The 20,748-nt window shown below is 47.8% G+C and carries 16 protein-coding genes; 5 read left to right on the forward strand and 11 right to left on the reverse strand.

The genetic code is table 11. The features are described 5' to 3' along the window. Positions 1-25 precede the first annotated feature (25 nt). Both DFP97_RS22835 and DFP97_RS22840 read right to left on the reverse strand, forming a co-directional pair. Complete coding sequence (locus DFP97_RS22835; RefSeq protein ID WP_114382674.1) at positions 26-1,360, reverse strand: DUF445 domain-containing protein; 1,335 nt, start codon at positions 1,358-1,360, stop codon at positions 26-28. A gap of 6 nt (positions 1,361-1,366) precedes the next feature. Beyond that, complete coding sequence (locus tag DFP97_RS22840; RefSeq protein WP_114382675.1) at positions 1,367-2,641, reverse strand: DUF445 domain-containing protein; 1,275 nt, start codon at positions 2,639-2,641, stop codon at positions 1,367-1,369. Between the two features lie 200 nt (positions 2,642-2,841). On the opposite strand from DFP97_RS22840, the gene DFP97_RS22845 reads away from it, so the two are divergent. After that, positions 2,842-3,147: an ArsR/SmtB family transcription factor gene (locus DFP97_RS22845; RefSeq protein ID WP_114382677.1), complete on the forward strand. Its 306-nt coding sequence runs from the start codon at positions 2,842-2,844 to the stop codon at positions 3,145-3,147. A gap of 61 nt (positions 3,148-3,208) precedes the next feature. Here DFP97_RS22845 and DFP97_RS32345 read toward each other — a convergent pair whose 3' ends face one another. Beyond that, positions 3,209-3,346, reverse strand: a complete 138-nt coding sequence (locus tag DFP97_RS32345) for a DUF5110 domain-containing protein (RefSeq protein ID WP_114382679.1) — start codon at positions 3,344-3,346, stop codon at positions 3,209-3,211. A gap of 70 nt (positions 3,347-3,416) precedes the next feature. Then, positions 3,417-5,711, reverse strand: coding sequence for a glycoside hydrolase family 95 protein (locus DFP97_RS22855; protein ID WP_114382681.1), 2,295 nt, complete (start codon positions 5,709-5,711; stop codon positions 3,417-3,419). 97 nt (positions 5,712-5,808) lie between these two features. Between DFP97_RS22855 and DFP97_RS22860 the strand changes: the two genes are divergently transcribed. Beyond that, the gene (locus DFP97_RS22860) at positions 5,809-6,636 is read left to right on the forward strand and encodes an AraC family transcriptional regulator (RefSeq protein ID WP_114382683.1); all 828 of its coding nucleotides are present in this window, start codon (positions 5,809-5,811) and stop codon (positions 6,634-6,636) included. Positions 6,637-6,885: 249 nt separating this feature from the next. Further along, positions 6,886-8,319, forward strand: a complete 1,434-nt coding sequence (locus DFP97_RS22865; protein ID WP_114382685.1) for a glycosyl hydrolase family 28 protein — start codon at positions 6,886-6,888, stop codon at positions 8,317-8,319. A 94-nt stretch (positions 8,320-8,413) separates the two neighbouring features. Here the strand turns inward: DFP97_RS22865 and DFP97_RS22870 are convergent, their stop codons facing one another. The 7 genes from DFP97_RS22870 to DFP97_RS22900 all read right to left on the reverse strand — a co-directional run bounded on the left by DFP97_RS22870 (position 8,414) and on the right by DFP97_RS22900 (position 18,069). Further along, positions 8,414-9,244, reverse strand: a complete 831-nt coding sequence (locus tag DFP97_RS22870) for a carbohydrate ABC transporter permease (protein ID WP_114382687.1) — start codon at positions 9,242-9,244, stop codon at positions 8,414-8,416. 1 nt (position 9,245) lies between these two features. Further along, positions 9,246-10,157 (reverse strand): carbohydrate ABC transporter permease, encoded by a 912-nt coding sequence (locus DFP97_RS22875; protein WP_114382689.1) that lies wholly within the window; start codon positions 10,155-10,157, stop codon positions 9,246-9,248. A gap of 83 nt (positions 10,158-10,240) precedes the next feature. Beyond that, entirely contained in the window at positions 10,241-11,593 is a 1,353-nt protein-coding gene (locus tag DFP97_RS22880; RefSeq protein WP_114382691.1) for an ABC transporter substrate-binding protein, read from the reverse strand. A 203-nt stretch (positions 11,594-11,796) separates the two neighbouring features. Then, positions 11,797-13,392, reverse strand: a complete 1,596-nt coding sequence (locus tag DFP97_RS22885) for a response regulator (RefSeq protein ID WP_181873641.1) — start codon at positions 13,390-13,392, stop codon at positions 11,797-11,799. 1 nt (position 13,393) lies between these two features. Next, on the reverse strand, positions 13,394-15,148 hold the full coding sequence (locus tag DFP97_RS22890) for a sensor histidine kinase (RefSeq protein ID WP_245976551.1): 1,755 nt from the start codon (positions 15,146-15,148) through the stop codon (positions 13,394-13,396). Positions 15,149-15,276: 128 nt separating this feature from the next. Continuing rightward, complete coding sequence (locus DFP97_RS22895) at positions 15,277-16,848, reverse strand: glycoside hydrolase family 43 protein (RefSeq protein WP_114382694.1); 1,572 nt, start codon at positions 16,846-16,848, stop codon at positions 15,277-15,279. Positions 16,849-16,878: 30 nt separating this feature from the next. Further along, positions 16,879-18,069: a glycoside hydrolase family 88 protein gene (locus DFP97_RS22900; protein WP_114382696.1), complete on the reverse strand. Its 1,191-nt coding sequence runs from the start codon at positions 18,067-18,069 to the stop codon at positions 16,879-16,881. 371 nt (positions 18,070-18,440) lie between these two features. Here DFP97_RS22900 and DFP97_RS22905 point away from each other — a divergent pair, with 371 nt between their 5' ends. Together DFP97_RS22905 and DFP97_RS22910 are read left to right on the forward strand one after the other, a co-directional pair. After that, positions 18,441-19,127 (forward strand): response regulator transcription factor, encoded by a 687-nt coding sequence (locus tag DFP97_RS22905; RefSeq protein ID WP_114382697.1) that lies wholly within the window; start codon positions 18,441-18,443, stop codon positions 19,125-19,127. Further along, entirely contained in the window at positions 19,124-20,653 is a 1,530-nt protein-coding gene (locus DFP97_RS22910; RefSeq protein ID WP_114382699.1) for a sensor histidine kinase, read from the forward strand. Before DFP97_RS22905 ends, DFP97_RS22910 begins: the two co-directional genes overlap by 4 nt. Positions 20,654-20,748: the final 95 nt, after the last annotated feature.

Raw genomic sequence — 20,748 nt, forward strand, 5'->3', positions numbered from 1 at the left:
GAAGTAAAACAGATGCTCATAGTCATTATAGAAGTTTAAGCAACGGCTCATACACGCCATACAAAACAAGATAAAACGCTGCGCCTAGCGCCGCCCCGATATAAGCCCCGTTTATGCGGATCCGCTGCAGATCGGTTTCGACTTTACTCTCGATAAAGTGAACCAGCCTTTGCTCCGTAAAGCTGTCCAATGTTTTTCGAACGATCATTCCGATGATAGCATGCTCGGTCTCGATAATTTTATAAACAAACCTCTGAGCATATTGCTCCAGCCAGTTCTTCGTTTCTTGATTCGTTTTAAACCAATCCCAGTAGGTCGCAATAAACCGGTTAATCAATTGTTTTATATCCGATTGGTTAACCGTGTGCTTCTGCACGGCAGCAAGCTGCATCCCCGCATCCTGAGTGAGCAGCTTTCTGAAGCTCTCCAGAATGGCCTCAATGGACGGAAGCAATGAGATCTTTTCGAGCATCTCATCCCTCCACTCATTAATAGCTGCGGATAAGTCCTCGCGATTTTGCAAGTTATCAGCAAGCTGATAGACCATACTTTCGAGCAGTACTCGAAGCTCATGCCGAGGATTTCGTAAATCCTTAATTAAGGATAACAAATCGTCATATAACGTATTCGCTGCATCGTCCAGATTAAGCGCGTTCGTTGATTCCGCAATTTCTACAGCCATTTTTTTGAGCCACTTGGAAAAAACGCTCCCTTTGTTCACGAATTTTTCCTTTTCGTTCGCTAACATTTCCCGGATAACAAGCTTAGTCTTTTCATCGGATACACGTGTAGACGCATACTCGACAACCTGACTGAGCCAGCTTTGAAAATCCCCCTTATCCATCGCCCATTTCAGAGCTTTGCCTGCATAAGGCGAGAGGTTGATTTTGCCGAGGCTTTTGCGGGCTTGCTCATCCAATGTGATCGACAGGCCTTTTAAATCAATCTTTGCCAACAATCCCGACAACAGCTTCCATCCCTGCTCCGAAAGCGTTCCTGCCGGACGCCGCTCCACCCATGCGATCGCGGTTTCCACAAGAGAGATCTGTTTAACCTTTTCCTTGAGCAGGTCTTGGCTTAGCAGCTGCTGTTCCACCATGTTAGCGACCCCCTCGATCAGCTTATCGCGGTTTTTCGGAATGATCGCTGTATGCGGGATCCATTTCCACCCGAATGGATGCCGGAATAATACAGTAACGGCGAATAAATCGGCAAGAGCCCCAACAAGTCCGGCCTCGGAGGTATAAAGAAGCATTTGAGACCACCACTTATCCGGATAAACGTATACGCTGCAAGCAGCGCCCGCAAACAAGATGGCTAGAAGAAACAGACTTCGGTTTGCTTTTTTTCTCATGGCCATTTTGTTTTATCCTCCAATCCAAAAGGTCGCCAGATACAGCACGACACCAATAAGCGCACCGACTCCGATCCCATTAATACGAATATATTGCAAATCACGTCCCGCCTTCTCTTTCGCAAGCTTAATGAGCTCATCCTCTGAGAATGTATTCAGCTTATCGGTTACCGCTTTGCCGATGTAGGAATGCTTTTGCTCCAGCCATTTGAGCAAGGTTGACTTCACATATTGATCAACGCGGGTGAGCAGCTCTGCATTCCCCTCCAAATAAACAACGCCTTGATGAATCTTTTCTCTGATCCAGGGGTATCTCTCAAGCTCTCCTTCCGCGTTCGCTGCCGCAGCCTGCCGGATTGACTCCAAGCCCTTCTGTATGTAGCTATCCAGCCTGATCTCAGCTTTAACCGATTCCAGCAGTTTCGTTTTTCCTGACTCGATCCGATAACGCAGCTGATCGTCCGTTCTTAACCGCATCACAAAATTCCCGATAAACTGCTTGATTTGCTTCCGCTGCGGATGCTCCTCTGAAGCAAATTGCTCAAGAAACGACACAAGCCATTCTTGGATTTTTCCGCTAATATTGGCCGTTTCTAAACCTGCGCTATAATCCATTAATTTTCTTCTAAACTTGTCTCCTTCATAGGAACGGAGCGCAGAGTCGACAATTTGGCCAACGACGTTACGAAATGGCGCCGACCTCACAATCTTAACCAGCTCAGGAATCATAAATTCAATCATGCGGTCATCGTACCGGTTCCGGATGGTCCAATCGCCGATATCGGCAGCGATATCAGCCACTTGTATCGTATCGGCATGCTCGAGTACGAAGGTTTGAACCATTTTAGCCAAATCCTGCAAATCAATGGTTGTAATCACGTCGTCAGCAAGCTGCTGCAAAATGTCGTTTATGCCTTCTTCACCGCCGTGCTGCTTCAAATAAACAACGAGCACGTCCGCAATGTTATATTCGTCCAGCCTTTCTTTAATGTTCGGAATGGTCAGCAATTCATTCTGCACCATCATAACAAGCTCGCCAATCAAGCGTTCCCTATTACGTGAAATAATGTTTGTCCCCATCCATGCCGGCCATTTAATGCGAAGCGGGTTGCCAAACAATGCGCTGACGGCGAATGAATCGGCTAAGCCGCCTATCGTAGCCGCACTAAAAAGCGAAAAGAACAGTCCTCCTGCAAATGAATGATGAAAGGGAAAGGCGGCGAATATGCCGATGGCTGACAAGAGCAGCGCTAAGTCCGCCTTCTTTTTAATACTGAATTTACTCATCAATAATCTCCATTCATGATCGTCTTTACTCTTATAATTATCCCATATTTATGTAGTGTGAAACAATGGAACGTACCATATGCGCATCCTGTCTGCCTTTAATTGTAAACTTCGTATATTTTCGAACAATGGAAATACTGCACATACTATGGTATAATTCAACGATCCAAAATAATAAATTATTCGGTAGGTGAACGATCATGAGAACGCTTTATCAACCAAATGTGAATGAAATCAATCTGTCAACTGTCCTTTATGCGCTTAGCGATCCGATCAGGCTTGATATAATCAAGAGCTTGGCTAAAGCCGGCGAACAAGCATGCAGTCATATAGAAATCCCCGTTCCGAATTCGACCCTCTCCCATCACTACAAGGTTCTTAGAGAATCAGGGGTTACTCACACAAGAATTGAAGGTACCCAGCGTTTCATATCTCTTCGAAATGATGATTTGAATGTACGTTTTCCTGGTTTGCTAGCGGCTATTCTTCAGGGATTGGAAACGTGAATCTTGAGACTATTGAACAAAAAGAAAGACTGTCGAGTCCATGCTCGACAGTCTTATACTATCAACCTGAAATGTTATAACGGATGCCCGGATAATTACCGTTTCTCGTAAACTCCACACCATCTTTCCATTCTATCTTCACCCAATTATAAACGCCGTTTCGCTGTTCGAAGGTCGTGCAGTCGTCCTCATAAAGCATGCACACAGACGGCTCATCGCCATCAGGCGCTTAAAGTTGCAATTGAATGCGGGAAAATGTTTGTATTTTGTCATTCTAGGATATATTCGCTGCCTGCACGTGCTTTCCATGCGACTGCACCATCACCGCTAAGAACACTCTCGATTTCATGGCCATTCTCTGTCACAGTTACTTGGCGGCTGGTTCTGATTAAGCAGTTGTTGTCCGCGTTTGACCGAATGCGCGCCTCCGCAAGCTTCCCATCCGACCAGCGGATATCGACCTCAAAGCCACCTCTGGCGCGTAAGCCGGTAATCTCTCCTTCCGCCCACGCAGCCGGCAATGCCGGCAGCAAATGAATTTCGCCCGTATGGCTTTGAAGCAGCATTTCGGACATTCCGGCAGCTCCGCCGAAATTGCCGTCAATTTGAAACGGCGGGTGGTTATCAAGCAAATTCGGAAGCGTCGAATGGCCAAGCAGCGCCTGCACATTCTCGAACGCCTTCTCTCCATCCTCCAGCCTTGCCCAGAAGTTGATGATCCACGCCCGGCTCCAACCCGTATGGCCGCCGCCATTCGCGAGACGATGATTAAGCGTAACCCTTGAAGCGTCAGCCCATTCAGGTGTCCCCCGAACGGTGAAGCGCTTGCCAGGATGAAGCGCGAACAGATGCGAGATGTGGCGGTGTCCCGGCTCCGCCTCTTCGTAATCTTCCATCCACTCTTGCATTTGACCTTGTTTACCGATCTTTGGAGCAGGCAACCGATCTCTCATCTGCTGCCATTGCTGCTGTAGGGATGGGTCCTCGCCGAGCACCGCCGCCGCTTCCGCACAAGCAGAGAACAACTCATATAAGATTTGGCTGTCCATTGAAGGCCCAATGCATAACGTCCCCGACTCGCCATTTGGCAATATATAAGTATTTTCAGGAGAGGCGGATGGCGACGTGACCAGCAAACCATCTTCTGTTTCGGTCAGAAAGTCTACAAAAAATTGCGCCGATTCCTTCAATGTAGGATATACCCGTTCCAAAAACGCACGGTCCAGTCCGTATTCATAATGCTCCCACAAATGCAGGCAAAGCCATGCGGCTCCCATCGGCCAATAAGTAGCCGGCAACCAAATATCCTGCGGTGCAGTATCCCCCCAAATATCGGTATTATGATGGGCTACAAAACCGCCGCAGTCATACATCGTTCTAGCGGTCACTCTACCCGGCTCCCGCATTCTTTCAATAAGATCAAATAAAGGCTCATGACACTCGGCCAAATTTCCGGGCTCAGCGGGCCAATAATTCATCTGCGCATTAATATTAATCGTATACTTGCTGTCCCATGGCGGCATCATGTGCTCATTCCATATGCCTTGCAAATTGGCAGGCAAAGATCCCGGCCGACTGCTGGATATCAATAAATAGCGTCCATATTGATAATATAGCGCCTGCAGCCCCAAATCTTCTTCGCCATTCTTTACCCGGTTTAACCGTTCATTCGTAGGCAGCCCGCAAGCTTCGGAATCGGCTTTCAAACGGAACGACACCCGATCCGCTAACGAACTGAAATCTTGTATATGACGAGCCTTTAAGTTCTCATAATCGCTCATTGCCGCATTAACACCCGCACGGACGGAGTACTCTTCCGGATCCGAATGACGAAACGTTGTCGCAGCTGTCAGCAGAAGCGTCACGCTGTCGGCCCTCTCGACGACAAGATGCTCTCCAATAATGGACACGGAGCCGCCTTGCGCCACTGCCCGCAAGGCGGCGCGGAAATCGGAGCCCCCGGCGCCGCCGCAATTGCCGCGCATCACGATCGTGCTCTCATCCGCTTTCACCATTTCTTCGTAGTAGCGGTTGCGTCCACGGGTTAATCGCGCCGTAAAGCTAATGCTTCCCGGCTTATCTGCCGTTAACCGGGTAACCAGCGCCTCATCGGGAAAGCTGGAAAAGCTCTCGCGCGCGTAGACAGTTCCGCCTATTTGATAGGATACTTTCGCCAAGCCGTTAGTTAAGTCCAGTTCACGGGAATAATCCTGTGCTTCTTCCTCCTCCTCATAGCGGAAGGACAGCTGTAAATCTCCCAGCGGCATATAGTGGCGCTGGGTCTCAGGTATTCCTGAAAGAGCCATTGCCGACAATTCGTGTGCTTCACGCAAACGCCCTGCCTGCAGGAGATCCCGTATCTTCTTCAGATTTGGCAGCGAGTCCGGATTGTTTCGGTTTCGGGGTCCTCCATACCATACGCTATCCTCGTTAAGAGCAATTCTCTCCCGCACCGGGTGACCGAAAACCATCCCCCCTAATTTTCCGTTTCCGATAGGCAGCGCTTCCTCCCACACCGAAGCAGGCTGCTTGAACCATAATCGATTATCACTCTGTAAGTTCATTTTGCATTCTCCATTTCATGATTAAACTTTTATTTGACCAGACAATCCTTTACTATATTACTGACACTCAAAATCAATCGGATGCAGGTGGCCGCAAGTGATTAATAATAACGAACAAAATGCTTTATCCGATTTGCTGCAATCGCTGCAGGTTCAATTGCTGGCTGCTCATAAAACGCAAGTTTCCAATGATTGGGGAGAGACGGATTCCGTTCCCGGTTACAATAAGCTTTATTTCATTTGTGAAGGGGAAGGCTGGATCCGGATCGGCACTAACGATTATTATCCGAAGCCCGGTCAATTGTTCCTTACGCCTGCGCATGTGAAAAAGTCATTTTCCGCTCTTAACGGCCGGCCCTACTTAAAATACTGGTGCCATTACAACATAACGGCAGGACCGTTCGATTTATTCCAGTGGATTGGCGTTCCGTTATGCATAGATGTCAGCGATACCGATAAGATGACGCAATTATTTCAGGAAATGATCGATTGGCACCGGCAAGATTCTATCGTTGCCCGGCTCCGCGAGAAAGCGCTGCTTCTTGAAATTATAAGCGGTTTCCTCGAAACGGTCCCGATCCGGGTGCTTCAGCACCGCAGCGAGGAGATGAACCGTTTGAACATTATCCAGCAGTATGTAGACAATCATCTTCATACGGGCATCACCATCGATCAGATGGCGGAAGCCGTCCATCTGCACCCGAACTACTTTATTTCCTATTTCAAAAAGCATTTTGGCATTCCGCCGTTAAAATACGTCAATCGCAAACGGACTGACCGCGCTAAGCAGCTGTTAATGGCAACCCCGCTAAGCATTAAAGAAATCGCGGATCAAACCGGCTTTAAAGAAACGAATCATTTCACTAAATTTTTTCGTAAAGAAACGAGTCTCTCGCCTACCGAATACCGTATGGCCTATTCTTAGTACAGCAGCTTCCTCCCACAACTCCGATTATAAAAGCGCATTCATCACATAGCGATGGAAGAAACTAAGATAAATGTGCAAAAAATTAATGTAACTGACGGATCGTGCTACTCGTACGAATGGTATTTTTTTAAGATGTTATAGTGGTTTATTAAGGAGTTTCGATTTTGGCATCGAGAGAACGGAGCAATTGTTATACAGTGGAAACAGAACAATCCATTATCTATCATTGAATCTCGGAGGTTTATTATGACAATCGTGACTTACCCGGAACTAAAAGGCATTCCCCTTCGCAGTGATTTCTCGGTTCGCGTGCGAAATGCCGGAGGGGAATGGCATTCCTTGCAGGTATTTGAAGTGAATGTGGACATGCATCAGGTACGTGAAGCGTCAATGGCTTCCTTCGATATGGAGGGCATCGTTGATGTGGAGATCGACTATCACGGCGGCAGCATCGAGTCGGCCGTTATTAGGCCGCTATCTTACAACATTCCATTCGAAAAATCTGGCAGCTCGCTTCGCTTCCAGCTAAACCGCCCACGCAAGCTGTCAATCGAAATCAATGGCGAACGGTTTAACAATTTGCATTTGTTCGCCAACCCGTTAGAGCATAACGCGCCTCGTCCTGAAGACGCTAACGTCCTTGTCGTGAAGCCTGGCATCCACCGCACCGAGCACCTATTGCGTCCGTTAACAACTGCTCGAGCCGAAGGCGGACCTGAGCCCGAGGTATTGTACTTCTTGCCAGGCGTACACTTTATTGAAGAAACGCTCCTTCGCATTCCGTCCGGCAAAACGGTCTATATTGCAGGAGGTGCCGCAGTTGCGGGCTCTATGGTATGTGATCGCGTCGAGAATGTGGTTATCCGCGGGCGCGGCATGCTGTATTTAGCTGACTTCCACCGGTTTTCCGCTTTCCGCGGCGTTCGAATCTTGTTTTCCAATAACATAGAAGTTGAAGGCATCACGACTGTAAATCCGCCGCATTACAGCATTTACATCGGCAAATCGGAGAATATTCGGATTAGCAACTTCAAATCGTTCAGCTGCAAGGGCTGGACAGACGGAATCGATATGATGTCGAGCAGCCGCATCGATATCGATGATATTTTCTTAAGAACCTCAGACGACTGCATCGCCATTTACGGCAGCCGCTGGGATTACTATGGCGATACCCGTTCAGTGACCGTACGCAACTCGACCTTCTGGGCAGATGTCGCGCATCCGCTCATGATCGGCACGCACGGGGACCATCATAACGGCGGAGATACGATTGAAGACATCCGCTTCGAAAATATCGACATTTTAGAGCACCACGAGCCGCAGCCGAATTACCAGGGCGCTATGACCATCAATGCCGGCGATCTCAACACGGTACGGGACGTCACCTATGACAACATCCGCGTGGAGCATTTCGAGCTCGGCCGGCTTTTTGATATCCGGGTCGTCTGGAATAAGGATTACAACCCCGTTCCCGGCAACAGGATCGAAAATATCGTATTCCAAAATATCGAGTATAGCGGCCAGAATGCCAATCCATCGCGCATTCACGGCTATAACGCAGAGCGGGCGGTAGTTGGCGTTACCATCAGCAATTTACGTGTAAACGGAGAAACGGTAGCTGATTCCCAGCATCCATCCTTGGATATTAACGAATTTGCTCAAAATATTACCTTCAAATAAAGTCATCATTTACGTACAAAAAAACAGGTGCGGTCTGTCTCCATGACAATCAGCACCTGTTTTTTCGTCCTATATATACTAGCGATTACGAGTATTACCCTTTAATAGCCCCCGTCGCGATTCCTTTGACGAAGTATTTTTGCAGCGATAAAAAGATGATGAGGATAGGGATGATCGACATCGTCGTTCCGGCAAAAATCATATCCCAGCGGGACGAAAATTCGCCAACGTAGTAGAAAATTTCAACGATCATCGTCTTGGTGTGGCCGGACGGCAGGACGAGCATCGGCATGAGAAAATCGTTCCAAATGCCAAGCCCGTTAAGTACGACGAGCGTTGCCGTACATGGACCAAGCAGCGGGAATACGATGCGCCAGAAAATACCGTACTTCGAGCATCCGTCAATTTCAGCCGATTCCTCGATTTCTCTCGGAATGCCTTTCAAAAAGCTTGTATATAATAAGCAGCCAAAGCCTACAGAACCTGAAATATAGATCATTACAGGGCCTGCCAGATTACCGTATAAGCCCAGGATCTTCAGTTCCTTGAAGAGCGGGATCATATACGCCTGGAACGGAATCATCATCCCTGCCAAGTAAAAGACGAATACGAATCTTGTCCATCTCTTATTGTGCCGTTCAATGGCGTAACCGGCCATCGGGATGACGAGAATCATGAATGCAATCGAGACGGCCGTCAATATTAAGCTGTTTAATATCGCTCTAGGGTATTCCGTTTCCGTCAACAAATATTTGAAGCTCTCCAAGTATACTGATTTTGGAAACGCGATCGCGTCCTTCATAATCTCCGCATTGCTCTTGAAGGCGGACATTAAGTTAAAGAAGATCGGGAAGAAAAAGACAACGGCGAGCAGCAGCGTAGATACAAAGATGATAAAGTCATTAAGACGCTTCCGTGTTTGCATATTACAGCTGCACCTCCCGTTTCCGCAGGAATTTCACTTGGATGATGGTCACGATTAGAATGAGCAGGAACAATACTTGCGCAAGCGCGGTACCGAACCCTTGCCTCAATTCCCCAAATCCGACTTTATAAATAATATAGGTTAATGTCTCGGTCTCAAAGCCTGGTCCACCATCGGTCATAACAGCGATTTGATCGAAAATTTTAAGTGAACCGATCATGGACAGCACGATACATACCGTCATTGCGCCGGCAAGGAGCGGAAATGTGATATGGAGAAACTGCTGCCAGCGGTTCGCTCCGTCGATATTCGCCGCTTCCGCAAGCTCCTGTGGAATGCCTTGAAGGCCTGCCAGATAGATAATCATATAGTACCCTGCAGATTTCCAAACCGTAGACAATATAATCGAGAGCATGGCGAAATCAGGATTTCCAAGCCAATCGGCCTTAAGCGAGCTTAGACCGATCATATCGAGCAACTGATTAATAACGCCGAAGTTGTAATTCAAAATAATCGTCCAAACAAAACCCATTACGATACCGCTAAGTAGTACAGGGAAATAAAATACGCTGCGGAACAGATTGCGGAACCAGCGAACTTGATCGACGAGCATGGCGAGAGCGAGTGCCACGATATTTTCGAGTAAAACGAGTACGACTGCCATAAAGAGCGTATTTTTGAGCGCGTTATGAACCCTTTCACTGTTCCAGATCTCAACAAAATTGTTGAAGCCGATAAACCGGATATCGCTGCTCACGCCATCCCAGGACGTAAAGCTGAGATAAAGACTGCTGAAGGTTGGTACGATAACGAATAATAAATATAACAAGAAAGACGGCAAGATGAACAAAACCGCGTAGGTTTGCCATTTTTTCTTTTTCTTTTTCTTATTGTCTGTAAGCGGCAATGCCATGGTGCTCTCCCTCCTCCAAATGTGCGCCTGGATATAAGAAAGCCTCCGCCGAAGCGGAGGCTTCTCCCATCCATCGGTTTTATCTATTGTTTATTAGCCTTAACCTGCGTATCGTATTCAACGTCCGCTTTGCCCATGTACTCGGCAACATTTCCGTCTTTCAATACGAGATCCTGCATCAGTTTATAGAACCAGTTGCGGAATTGCGGTGGAATCTGGTTCTCGCCCCACCAGTTATTGATGGCCAGTGACTTCTTCACATTTGGATCCGCCATAATTTTAAGCACTTCCTGCATTTGCTCTGTTGCTTCATAAATGACTTCTTCTTTAGTGGATGGAATGCCGTTAGCTGCTTTAAGGTATTGCGAATATTGCTCTTTGCTGAAGAAGAAGCGGATAAACGATTTCATTGCTTCTGTTTTATCTGCGTCTTTTGCTGCTTCAGCGGATAATGTCCAACCCGCAGGGGAAGGCAATCCGATTACATTAATGCCGCCTGCTCTGTCAGGCAGCGCATAGTAGCCGAATTCAAAGCTTGGATCCGCTTCTTTGATTTGCGTAAACATCCAAGGGCCGGAGAACAGCTGAGCAGCTTTGCCGGATACAAGAATCGATGCCGTTTGGTTATCAGCCGTGCTGAGCCAGCCTTTATCCACGTATTTCGTGAACAGCTCTTTATAATCCGTCATCGCTTGAACAGGACCTGCATCGGTAAAGCTTACTGTTTTCGCCGTACGTTTGGAGTTCCAATCGCCATCTTTCACATAAACCTCGTCGATTAGAAACTTATTGAGCCAGAAGCCCATATGGAAAATATCTTTACCGCCGACAACAATTGGAGTGATCCCTGTTGCTTTCAACTTCTCTTGTGCTTCTAAGAACTCGCCATATGTTTTAGGAAGCTCTGTAATGCCCGCATTTGCATAAGCCTTCTTGCTGTATATGATTCCTTGCGGAGCATTAAAAGTAATCGGTGCGTTATATACTTTGCCATTTACCTCCGGAGTTTTACTGAACAGATCTGTCAAATCCGAAGGCAGTTCTGCGATTTTGCCGGCTTTGGCAAAAATTTCTGTATCGCGCATTTCCACGAGATCCGGGAATTCGCCGACCGCATCCTTCGTTTTCAACCAATCGAGATAGGAAGACGATGTGCCTTCGCTGACGTCCACGATTTTAATGTTAGGGTTCGCATCCGTAAAAGCTTTGATCGAATCTGCCACTGCTTTCTTGGTCGCCGGGTCGCCTGTAGCGTACCCTATCGTAAATTCAACTTGCTTGGCCTCTTCTTTGGCAGGAGTTGTGCTCTCTGGCGTTGTTCCCTCGTTTTTATTGCCTGTATTGCCGTTTCCGACGTTGTTGGCGCCGCAAGCTGTCAATACAAGCGTGAAAGCCAATACAAGAACAAACAATTGAGTCATTGATTTTTTTAACATGTGTCTAAAAGCCTCCCCTTTTATATTCAAAATCGGGATTCGAGTGTCGATGTGCGCAGCATCGAGTAATAACGCTTTCCCTGTAAATAGAGTAACATCGTTCCCGATTTGATAGAATGAACTTTTTTAAGCGCCGTATGCGGGTAATTTAAGAAGGTTGCATGTTCAAAACAAACGGGCAAACAAAAAGACCGGATGCCCGGTCAATCGCTTTTTTTCCTGTCCTGGCGGTAATCGTTCGGCAGCTTCCCGAACTGTTTCTTGAACATATCGCTGAAATGGCGCGCGTTGTTATAACCTACTTTCTCTGCTATTTCATATACCATCTGATCGGTATGAACGAGCAGCCGGACAGCCTGCAGCATCCGCACCTCGGTTACATATTGCTTGAAGTTTTGTTTCGTATGCTTCTTAAAGAAGCTGCTGAAGTAATAAGGATTCATAAAAACCAAGCTGGCGACCGATTCCAGCGTAATTTCCTCCGCATAATGCTCTTCGATATATTGCTTCACCTTGGCCATCATTATTTTATCCTTGTTGCCGGAATCAATGTCCATTTGGGAAAACAGCTGCTCAATGATGCACACGATCTCGTCCTGCATCGCCTCAAACGTTTCGTAAGCCCCCAGCCGATTTTGCAAGTCATGCATATCGATGCTTTCAACCGGCAGACGTACGCCAGATTTGGTCAGCTCTTGAATGATGAACAAGACGGATGAGAAACAAGTCGATACGGCGAGGGTCCGATTGCCATACACGGCCGTTTTAACGGTTTCAAGCAGCTTTCGGATAGCTGAAGCCGCTTCTTGCCAAGAGTTTGCCATCAATTCCCGAACGACTTCCATTTGAAGCACGTAAAGCTCCTTGTCAAACGATGGCTTCGTCCCAATAGGCTCATAGACGTGAACCTTGCCGAGTCCGACAAAATATTTCGTTTGAAGCGCTTGCTCAGCTTGCCTGTAGCTCTCAGCAAGAAATGCCGTTTCCTGCACGGCTCCACCGACACCAACGGAAACGCTCAGCTTTAGAAACGCCTTTATTTTTTCCCGAATCTCTTGGGCAAGGACGGTTGCCCCCGCCTGCTCATCATGACTGATGACGATGACATGCATGCCGTTTCGCATAAACACATGGCCATTACCGGATGTTACGATTATTTCCTGTAATATATTTCCAATTGCAAAATCGATCAGCCTTCGTTCCTTCTCCGACCATCGATCTGAAGCTTCAACAAGATGATCCGTCTCTACAATCGCGATCGAATACAGCGGCCCCTGCAGCTCCTCGTTTAAAAGCCGAAACTCTTCCGAGTGCAGCGGCAGCGTACCGTCTGTAAGCCGAATCAGTGATTCCTGCAGCTGATCATTCTGACTTTTCCGCTCAAGCAGCTGGAGCTTGCTCTTCCGGATCGTTTGCTCATTTTGCTCCGATATTAAGGAGACAGCCTTAGAGAGTACATCCTCGAGCTGCTGCTTGACGACCGGCTTGACCAAATAATCAACCGCCCCATACGCCACCGCGTCCCGGGCATAGGAGAACTCCTGATAGGCGCTTATGAAGATGACTTTGGTTGGTATCCCCTTTTGTTTGATTTCCCTAATGATATCGATTCCCGTACGATGAGGCATACTAATGTCGCTAATGACGATATCAGGCGGATTCGTTTCAATTAATGCCATTAGCTCATTGCCATCATAGGCCTGTCCGACAATTTCCATACCGAATGCTGCCCAATCGATTAATTTACGAAGTCCCTTAATGATGATTGGTTCATCATCGGCCAATAATATACGGATCATGCTAGTCATCCTCCTTGATCGGCAATATCATCAGGACAGATGTCCCGACATGCTTGCGGCTGCTAATCGTTAAACCGAATTCATCCCCGCATACCGATTTGATACGATCTTGTACATTTTTAATACCGACATTTTTGGAGGGAGCACGCTGATCGGAAAGCGTTTCGTTCAGCCGTTCCAACTGCTCCTTCTCCATGCCGACTCCATCGTCATATACGGTGATAGCCAGCTTATCATCCAGCCTCTCGATCGAAATGCCGATCGTTCCTTTACCCTTCATCCTAACGCCATGCTGAATCGCGTTCTCCACGATTGGCTGTAAGGATAGCTTCAACACACGCCAGCTCAAATCGACTTGCTCGGATATATCGTAACGAAGCTCGAACCGGTTCTCGAAGCGCACTTGAATAATGTAAAAATAATCTTTGAGATGATCCAGCTCCCGCTCAAGCGTTACCCAGTCCTCCCCGTAATCAATCACGTATTTCAATTGGTTGGACAAGGACAAAATCATGTCGGCCACCTCATCCGCATCGCTATGAACAGCGTTCATCCGAATGACTTCGAGCGTATTATACAAATAGTGCGGGCGTATTTGGCTCTTCAATGCATTCAGTTCCACTTGCTTCCGCTTGATTTCCGCCACATAGGCTTCATTAATAAATACCTGAAGCTTCTCAACCATTCGATTGAAGCCATGACCGAGCCGTCCCATTTCATCATTGCCTTTAATTTCGACCTGCGCTTCAAGATTTCCCGATTCCACTTTCATCATCTGTTTAATTAAGCGGCTGATGGGCTCCGCCAATTTGCGCGAGAACCACCCGCCCATTACAATTAACACAATTGCACATATGGCAATAGCCCAATAAACGGCAAACCTGGTCGTACCAAGCTGCTCATAAAGATTTTTTTTCTCGAATAAAGCAACGACCTGCCCATCCAAGAACGGGAGCGGCTCCTTAAGCACAAGCGTCTGCTCATTGGAATCCATTAAAACGTCATGCTTTGAGCCTAAAATATTTATATTGCTGAAATAAATATTATCCGCATGATCGAGCACATACAACTCATCGTTTTCACTCAAGCTCAGCTCCTTAAAGAACTGGTCAAATACAGCAACGTCGACGTCGAAAAACAGCGTCCCGATCACTTTAGGCTCGCTCGTCAGCGTACCGGAAATATCGATTAAATTCCGTCCAATGGTAAATACCTTTTTATCTGAACCGAAATAATAAATTTCAGGGTGCATCGGAAATGAGACGACGCGGTTAGGCTGCTTGCGAAGCTGCTCCAGCCACTGCTCCACTGGCAGATCATCGGACATAAAGGTCAGGTTTTCCTTTGCTTGATAATAGAGCTTATTATCAAGCGCCCTCACAAAATAAGTGCTTCTAATAAAGGAATCACTGTACAGGATCGTTTTCAAAAAGCCGTTAATCGGAACAGAATTAATCTGTTCAAGATCATTGACATAGTGTGTCTGATTATTCCCGCTTCCATAAAGTTCATCGTATCGCCCCGTATACATAAGCTTCGAAATTTCATCGTATTCCTTGAAGACCGAATTTAAATTGTAGCTCATGTACAGAATCATTTGCTGCAAATTGTTAGAAGTATACCGCTCCACGTGACCGGTAAATGTCTGGACCGAAAAGAAGCTTAGTGCAAGCAATGGAATAAGTCCGACTAGAATGAACGCCGCCGAAAATTTGACGAACATGCTTCGCCACTTTTGCTGCCATCCGGATATCAAAGCCTGTCCCCCTTATGTGCAAATTAATAAATAACTGCCATAAAAGAAAACGATGTGCAGTCACTTGTGGTAAATACTAATTTACCACAAGTTGTTACACACCGTTATCCAAATTTTTTGCGAATGACTTAACCTATTTCATACGAAAAATAATCAAAATCCGCATGCTTCTTCGTACCGTTAATATCCTGCGCGCACAATCCGACCATCGTGCCGGTGAAGCCAAGCTTGCCGCCATATTCATCCGACAGCACGCCCATATCCAGCTCTTCTCCAACTGATTGCCATTGCTCACCATCCGGTGATGCATAAAACTGAAGCGCACGATCCTTCACAATTGCCCGCAAATAATAGGTCGGCCAGCCTTCGACGTCAAGCTCGCCGGCTCTGTCTTCCTGATACTTCCCACTCTTCGAGAACACGACGCCCAGCTTGCGGCCATTCTCGTCATCGCAGGTGACTCTTAAATAAAAATAATCCAGCTCGTCATAGTAGAATACAACTCCAGCCATTTGCATAAAATGCTCAGGCTCATAATCCATACGCGTCTCAACGGTACAGTTAAAATGCTGAAGCCTGCGTACAACCATGCTTTGGTTATGCCAGGAATGGAGCGATTCCCGGCCGCGAAGGCGCAGGTAACCCGGACGCTCGCTAAGGCTAAGCCAAGACTCCTCCGCCGGAACGCGAAGCGTTTGATATTGAAGACCTAAAGCTGGAGCATCAAAATCATCCTTCGCCGGCTGTTCAGGGAATGGATGCGGCGCAAGGTCCGGCGCAGGCGCCGTAAGTGCCGGCAGCCTTCCTTCATGAGCGAGCCGGAGCCAGCCATCCTCCGTCCAGGTGCAGCGCTGCAGCGAGGTTTCACGGCCAAGCGGATTAAGCTTCGTACCCGCAAAAGGACGGCTGCAAATATGCGTCATATACCATTCGCCTGTTTGCGTCTCGACGACCATGCCATGGCCTGCGTTTTGCAGCGGGTAATCAGAAGCGCCGCGCGTCGTCATAATCGGATAGGAAGGATCCGTTTCATAGGGGCCCGCAAGGTGTCTGGAACGAGCTAACGTAGCCGCATGATTGATCCCGGTTCCGCCTTCCGCTACAAGCAAATAATAATAGCCGCCGCGCTTGAATACCTGCGGTCCTTCCGTTACGCCGATATCCGTGCCCTCATAGATTTTCTTAATCGGTCCTGTAAGCCGCTGCTCCTGCGGGTCATACTGCTGCATAACAATACCGCCGAACCGTTTATGGTTATCGCGGAAATCCCACTGCATATTGAGCAGCCACTTAGTTCCGTCTTCATCATGGAACAAATAAGGATCGAAACCGCTGCCGTTCAAATAGACCGGCTCAGACCATGGACCGTTTATATTTTCCGCTGTAACGAGATAGTTGTGCAAATCCTTAAATACGCCTTTGCGCGCCTTCACATCCGTGTAGAGCAAATAGAATGTTCCGTTATCATAGGATAACGCAGGCGCCCATACGCCGCCCGAGCTTGGATTTCCCCGCAAATCGAGCTGCGAGGTACGCTGCAGGGCATGCGGAATTAACTCCCAATTCGCCAAATCCTTGGAATGGTACAGCTGAACGCCTGGAAACCATTCAAAGGTAGAGGTTGCAATATAGTAGTCTTCACCTACGCGCAGAAACGACGCATCGGGATTAAAGCCGGTTAAAATCGGATTGCTTATCATATTTAGAATGAACCTCCCTCTCTCGTGAAACTACCAATAAAGCTTCCAGTCTCTAGTGATGCGAACAAGCGCTTCAAAGTAATAATAGTCGCCCCAAATATTGCATTCATCGATGCCCATTCCGCGCGGCTTATTATAAACGCCGTGCAGTAGAATGCCGTTGGATTCAGGTGCTGAAGCAGTCGTATAATGATCGCTAAGCGATTTTAACGTATGAAGAGCCGCATTTTCGTATAGACGTCTATCCGGATCAAGCACCGGAAGATGCTTCGCCAGCTCCAGCAAGCCGCAGGCCGCGACCGCTCCAGTCGACGTATCCCTTTCTTGCTCAGTACCGCTTAAGAAAATTAAATCCCAATAAGCAACCAGATCATCCGGCAGCCGGTTTAAGTAGTAGTTCGACAGCTTCTTTGTCAGCTCGAGCAGCGCCTCGTCTCCTGTGTAAATATAGCTGAGCGGAAAGCCGTAAATGCCCCAGGCTTGTCCGCGCGCCCAGCAGGAATCGTCGGCATAGCCCTGATGCGTGCTGCCGCGCCTCGGTTCACCGGTATTCACATCCATATAGTACGTATGGTAGGTGGAAGCATCCTCGCGTACGATATACTTGGCAGCCTGCTTAATATGCTGCTTGGCAGCATCCGCATATTTTGGTTCGCCGGTAACCTCAGTTGCCCAGTACAGCAGCGGCAAATTCAAATTGCAGTCGATGATCATCCGGCCCTGCTGCTCGGGATCGTCAAGCGCTCCCCATGCCTGCACGATGCCCGCCTTCGCGAAATACCGCTCCATGAGCAGGTCCGCTGCAAGCAAGCCGATACGCTTCGCTTCCTCGTTTCCCGTCAATTTATAAGCAGCTACGCATGAGAGCGAATATAGGAAACCAAGATCATGCGTATCTGTATATAGACGCAGCTCCGCGCGTTCCCGGTAGCTTTCCAGCTGAATTTCGGCCGTCCGCCGATATTTCTCGTCGCCTGTCACTTCATAAGCTAGCCACAGCATGCCCGTCCAAAAACCGGAGGTCCACTCGATGTTGCCGATTGCCGGGTAAATGTTGCCTACGCTTGACGCATCAGGAAACTTCTCTGTAAAGGTATCTAAATTCCGATCTATCTGCTTAAGAACGAATTGAATCGCCTTTTCGACCTCCGCCCGATCCCACACCGGAGGCTGATTAAACAATTGAGCCCGATTAATCGCTTCAAATTTTACGTTTGGCATACTGTCTCTCCTTTAAGTTTGAATTGCTTTGCTTTCTGATCGCTTCTTAATCCCCGTCGTATGCGAAAAAAAGAACGCTGCTTTCATCATGAACCATTTCATCTCGGACCGAAAGTGTAGAAATATAAGATTTTTGTCAATTTATTCATTTATATTGTTGAAATTTTTACGATTTCTTTATTATCAACAATCGTAGCACGATTGTCACTTTGACATATGCGTGTTTCTTTAGAACGATGTGCATTTTTTTAATCTATTTATGAAATCATCGACCGCTGCTGAAAGTTTGCTGAATAGTTACTGAAACAGCGTGCATCTTTCCGTGAAAACGCCGATAATAGTAGGGTACTGATCATTAGGGGGAATTTGAGATGACATCCTTTAAAGGAGTTAAAATATTGCTGGTAGACGACGAACCGAACATTGTGCAATTTTTGGAACTCGGGCTTTTAAACGAAGGGTTTGAAATTAAAGTGGCTTATGATGGGGATTCTGCCCTGCTGGAAACGGCTTCCTTCCAGCCTCACATCGTTATTTTGGACATCATGATGCCGGGCATGAATGGTTTTGAAGTATGCCATGCGCTTAGGGCAACGGGGGATAACATCGCAATTATTATGCTAACCGCTAAGGACGAGGTCGAGGATCGCGTCAAAGGCTTGACGCTGGGTGCGGACGACTATGTGGTGAAGCCGTTCAGCTTCAGCGAGCTGCTTGCCCGCATTGTGGCCAGACTTCGCAACCAATTTCCGAACCTGCTCGGAGAAGTCGTCTATGGACCGTTCCGTTTGGATGACCGGAGAAAAGAGATCGTCTATATGGAGCAGGTGATGGAGCTGTCGCCAACGGAATACGATCTGCTTCGGTTCATCATTATGAACAACGGTATCGTTCTTAGCAAATCGCATATTTTGGATAAGGTATGGGGCTATCATTTTGGCGGGGAAGAGAACATTGTGGAGGTGTACATCCGGTCTCTGCGGGATAAATTGAACGACAAGGAGCATCGGCTGATCCGAACGCTGCGGGGAGCCGGGTACCGGATGGACCTCCTATGAAGAAGTCTTCGCGACTAGAAGCCGTAAAACGGTTCTTTGTCCCCCGTTCTCTTCGTTACCAGCTGCTAAATCGCTCCCTGCTCATTTTAGCAGCCTTGTTCCTGTTGATCGGCGTTCTTCAATATGTATTGATGAAAGATTTTATTTACAAAAATAAAGCCGAAGCGTTAAACGCGCAAGTCATGTCGATGCCGAAAGATTGGTTTACTGAAAAGCATGATGACAATGGTCCCTATAAACCTTCTGGACCGAATAGCGAAGTTAACGAACCGGCACCGTATATTGGCCCGCAGGATAAACATCCCAAATCGCCGATCCTTTATCAGCCGGGCTTGTCGCTGGTTGCTATTGAATTGAACGGCGCTGTAAAAGTCGTGTCTAAAGATATCGAATCAAGCCCTCCCATTCTGTCAGCGGAGCAATATGAGCAAATTAGAAACGAGCACGCCCATCACAATCAGGTCGAATACAAAATCGTTAAAAATGCCGAAGGAACGGAGCAGCTTGTCATTTACCGGATTATCGGTCCGCCCGACAAAGAATGCATAATCCAGGCCAGTACAGAAACCGATTCGCTGAAGCAGCTGTTGATGACTCAGCTGGCTATATTTACCGGGCTCTCCATCGCCGCGCTGGCAGCAGGATTAGCGCTCTATTTACCGCTGCTGCGCCGAACGCTAAAGCCGTTGTCCCGGGTCGTGAAGGCGGCACAGCAAACGGATGCGGGAAACCTGACAGAACGGCTGCCGGCCACCCTGGGTCAAGAGGAAATTGACAGGCTTTCCGACGCTTTTAACGGAATGCTGGGGCGGCTGGATACATCGTTTGAAGCGGAAAGGAAGACGACGGAAAAAATGCGCCGTTTTGTCGCTGACGCATCCCATGAGCTTCGTACGCCGCTCACGTCAATTCACGGCTTTCTCGAGGTACTGCTGCGCGGTGCAGCAACCAATCCCGATCAGCTTTACCGGGCATTGAACAGCATGCAGCTGGAATCAAAGCGCATCAATAAGCTGGTAGAGGATCTGCTCGCGCTTGCAAAGCTGGACCAAGATCCGCAGCTGCAGCTCTCTGATACTCGTCTTAATGATGTGCTGCATGAGATGGAGCCGCAGCTTCATATGCTGGCCGGCAAGCGTACCGTGCAGCTGGATCTTTCCCGCAGTGTCAGCGGACGCTATCACGCCGATAAATTAAAGCAAGTTATTTTGAACCTGTTTCTTAATGCTGTGCAGCATACCGATCCCGAAACGGGCGTCATTAAGGTAACTCTTGGTGTTAAGGGTGATCAGGCCGAGCTAACGGTTGCCGATAACGGTGCAGGTATTTCGGCGGAGCATCTGCCCCATTTGTTCGAACGCTTTTACCGCAGTGAATCGTCGAGAACTCGTAAGAACGGCGGTGCTGGTCTCGGTCTAGCCATTACCAAATCGATCGTTGATGCTCATATGGGTACGATCGAAGTGGAAAGCAGACCGGGGGAAGGCACTACTTTCCGCATATTGCTGCCGCGTTACCCTAATTGAAGCGTTAAACGAAGCCCTTTGCCGCTTGGCTTTGTAAGCGAAAACGACTATATAGGAGCAAATGCCAAGAAGATCGCTCTCTTCTGCCGATACGG

Source organism: Paenibacillus prosopidis (genome assembly GCF_003337375.1).
Classification (GTDB): Bacteria; Bacillota; Bacilli; order Paenibacillales; family Paenibacillaceae; genus Pristimantibacillus; species Pristimantibacillus prosopidis.

Excerpts from the sequence above, each read along its gene's own strand:
- DFP97_RS32345 (WP_114382679.1), bottom strand. The coding sequence starts at position 3,346 with ATGCTTTATGAGGACGACTGCACGACCTTCGAACAGCGAAACGGCGTT.
- DFP97_RS22885 (WP_181873641.1), bottom strand. The coding sequence starts at position 13,392 with ATGATCCGTATATTATTGGCCGATGATGAACCAATCATCATTAAGGGA.
- DFP97_RS22845 (WP_114382677.1), top strand. The coding sequence starts at position 2,842 with ATGAGAACGCTTTATCAACCAAATGTGAATGAAATCAATCTGTCAACT.
- DFP97_RS22865 (WP_114382685.1), top strand. The coding sequence starts at position 6,886 with ATGACAATCGTGACTTACCCGGAACTAAAAGGCATTCCCCTTCGCAGT.
- DFP97_RS22880 (WP_114382691.1), bottom strand. The coding sequence starts at position 11,593 with ATGTTAAAAAAATCAATGACTCAATTGTTTGTTCTTGTATTGGCTTTC.
- DFP97_RS22895 (WP_114382694.1), bottom strand. The coding sequence starts at position 16,848 with ATGATAAGCAATCCGATTTTAACCGGCTTTAATCCCGATGCGTCGTTT.
- DFP97_RS22910 (WP_114382699.1), top strand. The coding sequence starts at position 19,124 with ATGAAGAAGTCTTCGCGACTAGAAGCCGTAAAACGGTTCTTTGTCCCC.
- DFP97_RS22905 (WP_114382697.1), top strand. The coding sequence starts at position 18,441 with ATGACATCCTTTAAAGGAGTTAAAATATTGCTGGTAGACGACGAACCG.
- DFP97_RS22855 (WP_114382681.1), bottom strand. The coding sequence starts at position 5,711 with ATGAACTTACAGAGTGATAATCGATTATGGTTCAAGCAGCCTGCTTCG.
- DFP97_RS22870 (WP_114382687.1), bottom strand. The coding sequence starts at position 9,244 with ATGCAAACACGGAAGCGTCTTAATGACTTTATCATCTTTGTATCTACG.
- DFP97_RS22875 (WP_114382689.1), bottom strand. The coding sequence starts at position 10,157 with ATGGCATTGCCGCTTACAGACAATAAGAAAAAGAAAAAGAAAAAATGG.
- DFP97_RS22900 (WP_114382696.1), bottom strand. The coding sequence starts at position 18,069 with ATGCCAAACGTAAAATTTGAAGCGATTAATCGGGCTCAATTGTTTAAT.
- DFP97_RS22835 (WP_114382674.1), bottom strand. The coding sequence starts at position 1,360 with ATGGCCATGAGAAAAAAAGCAAACCGAAGTCTGTTTCTTCTAGCCATC.
- DFP97_RS22840 (WP_114382675.1), bottom strand. The coding sequence starts at position 2,641 with ATGAGTAAATTCAGTATTAAAAAGAAGGCGGACTTAGCGCTGCTCTTG.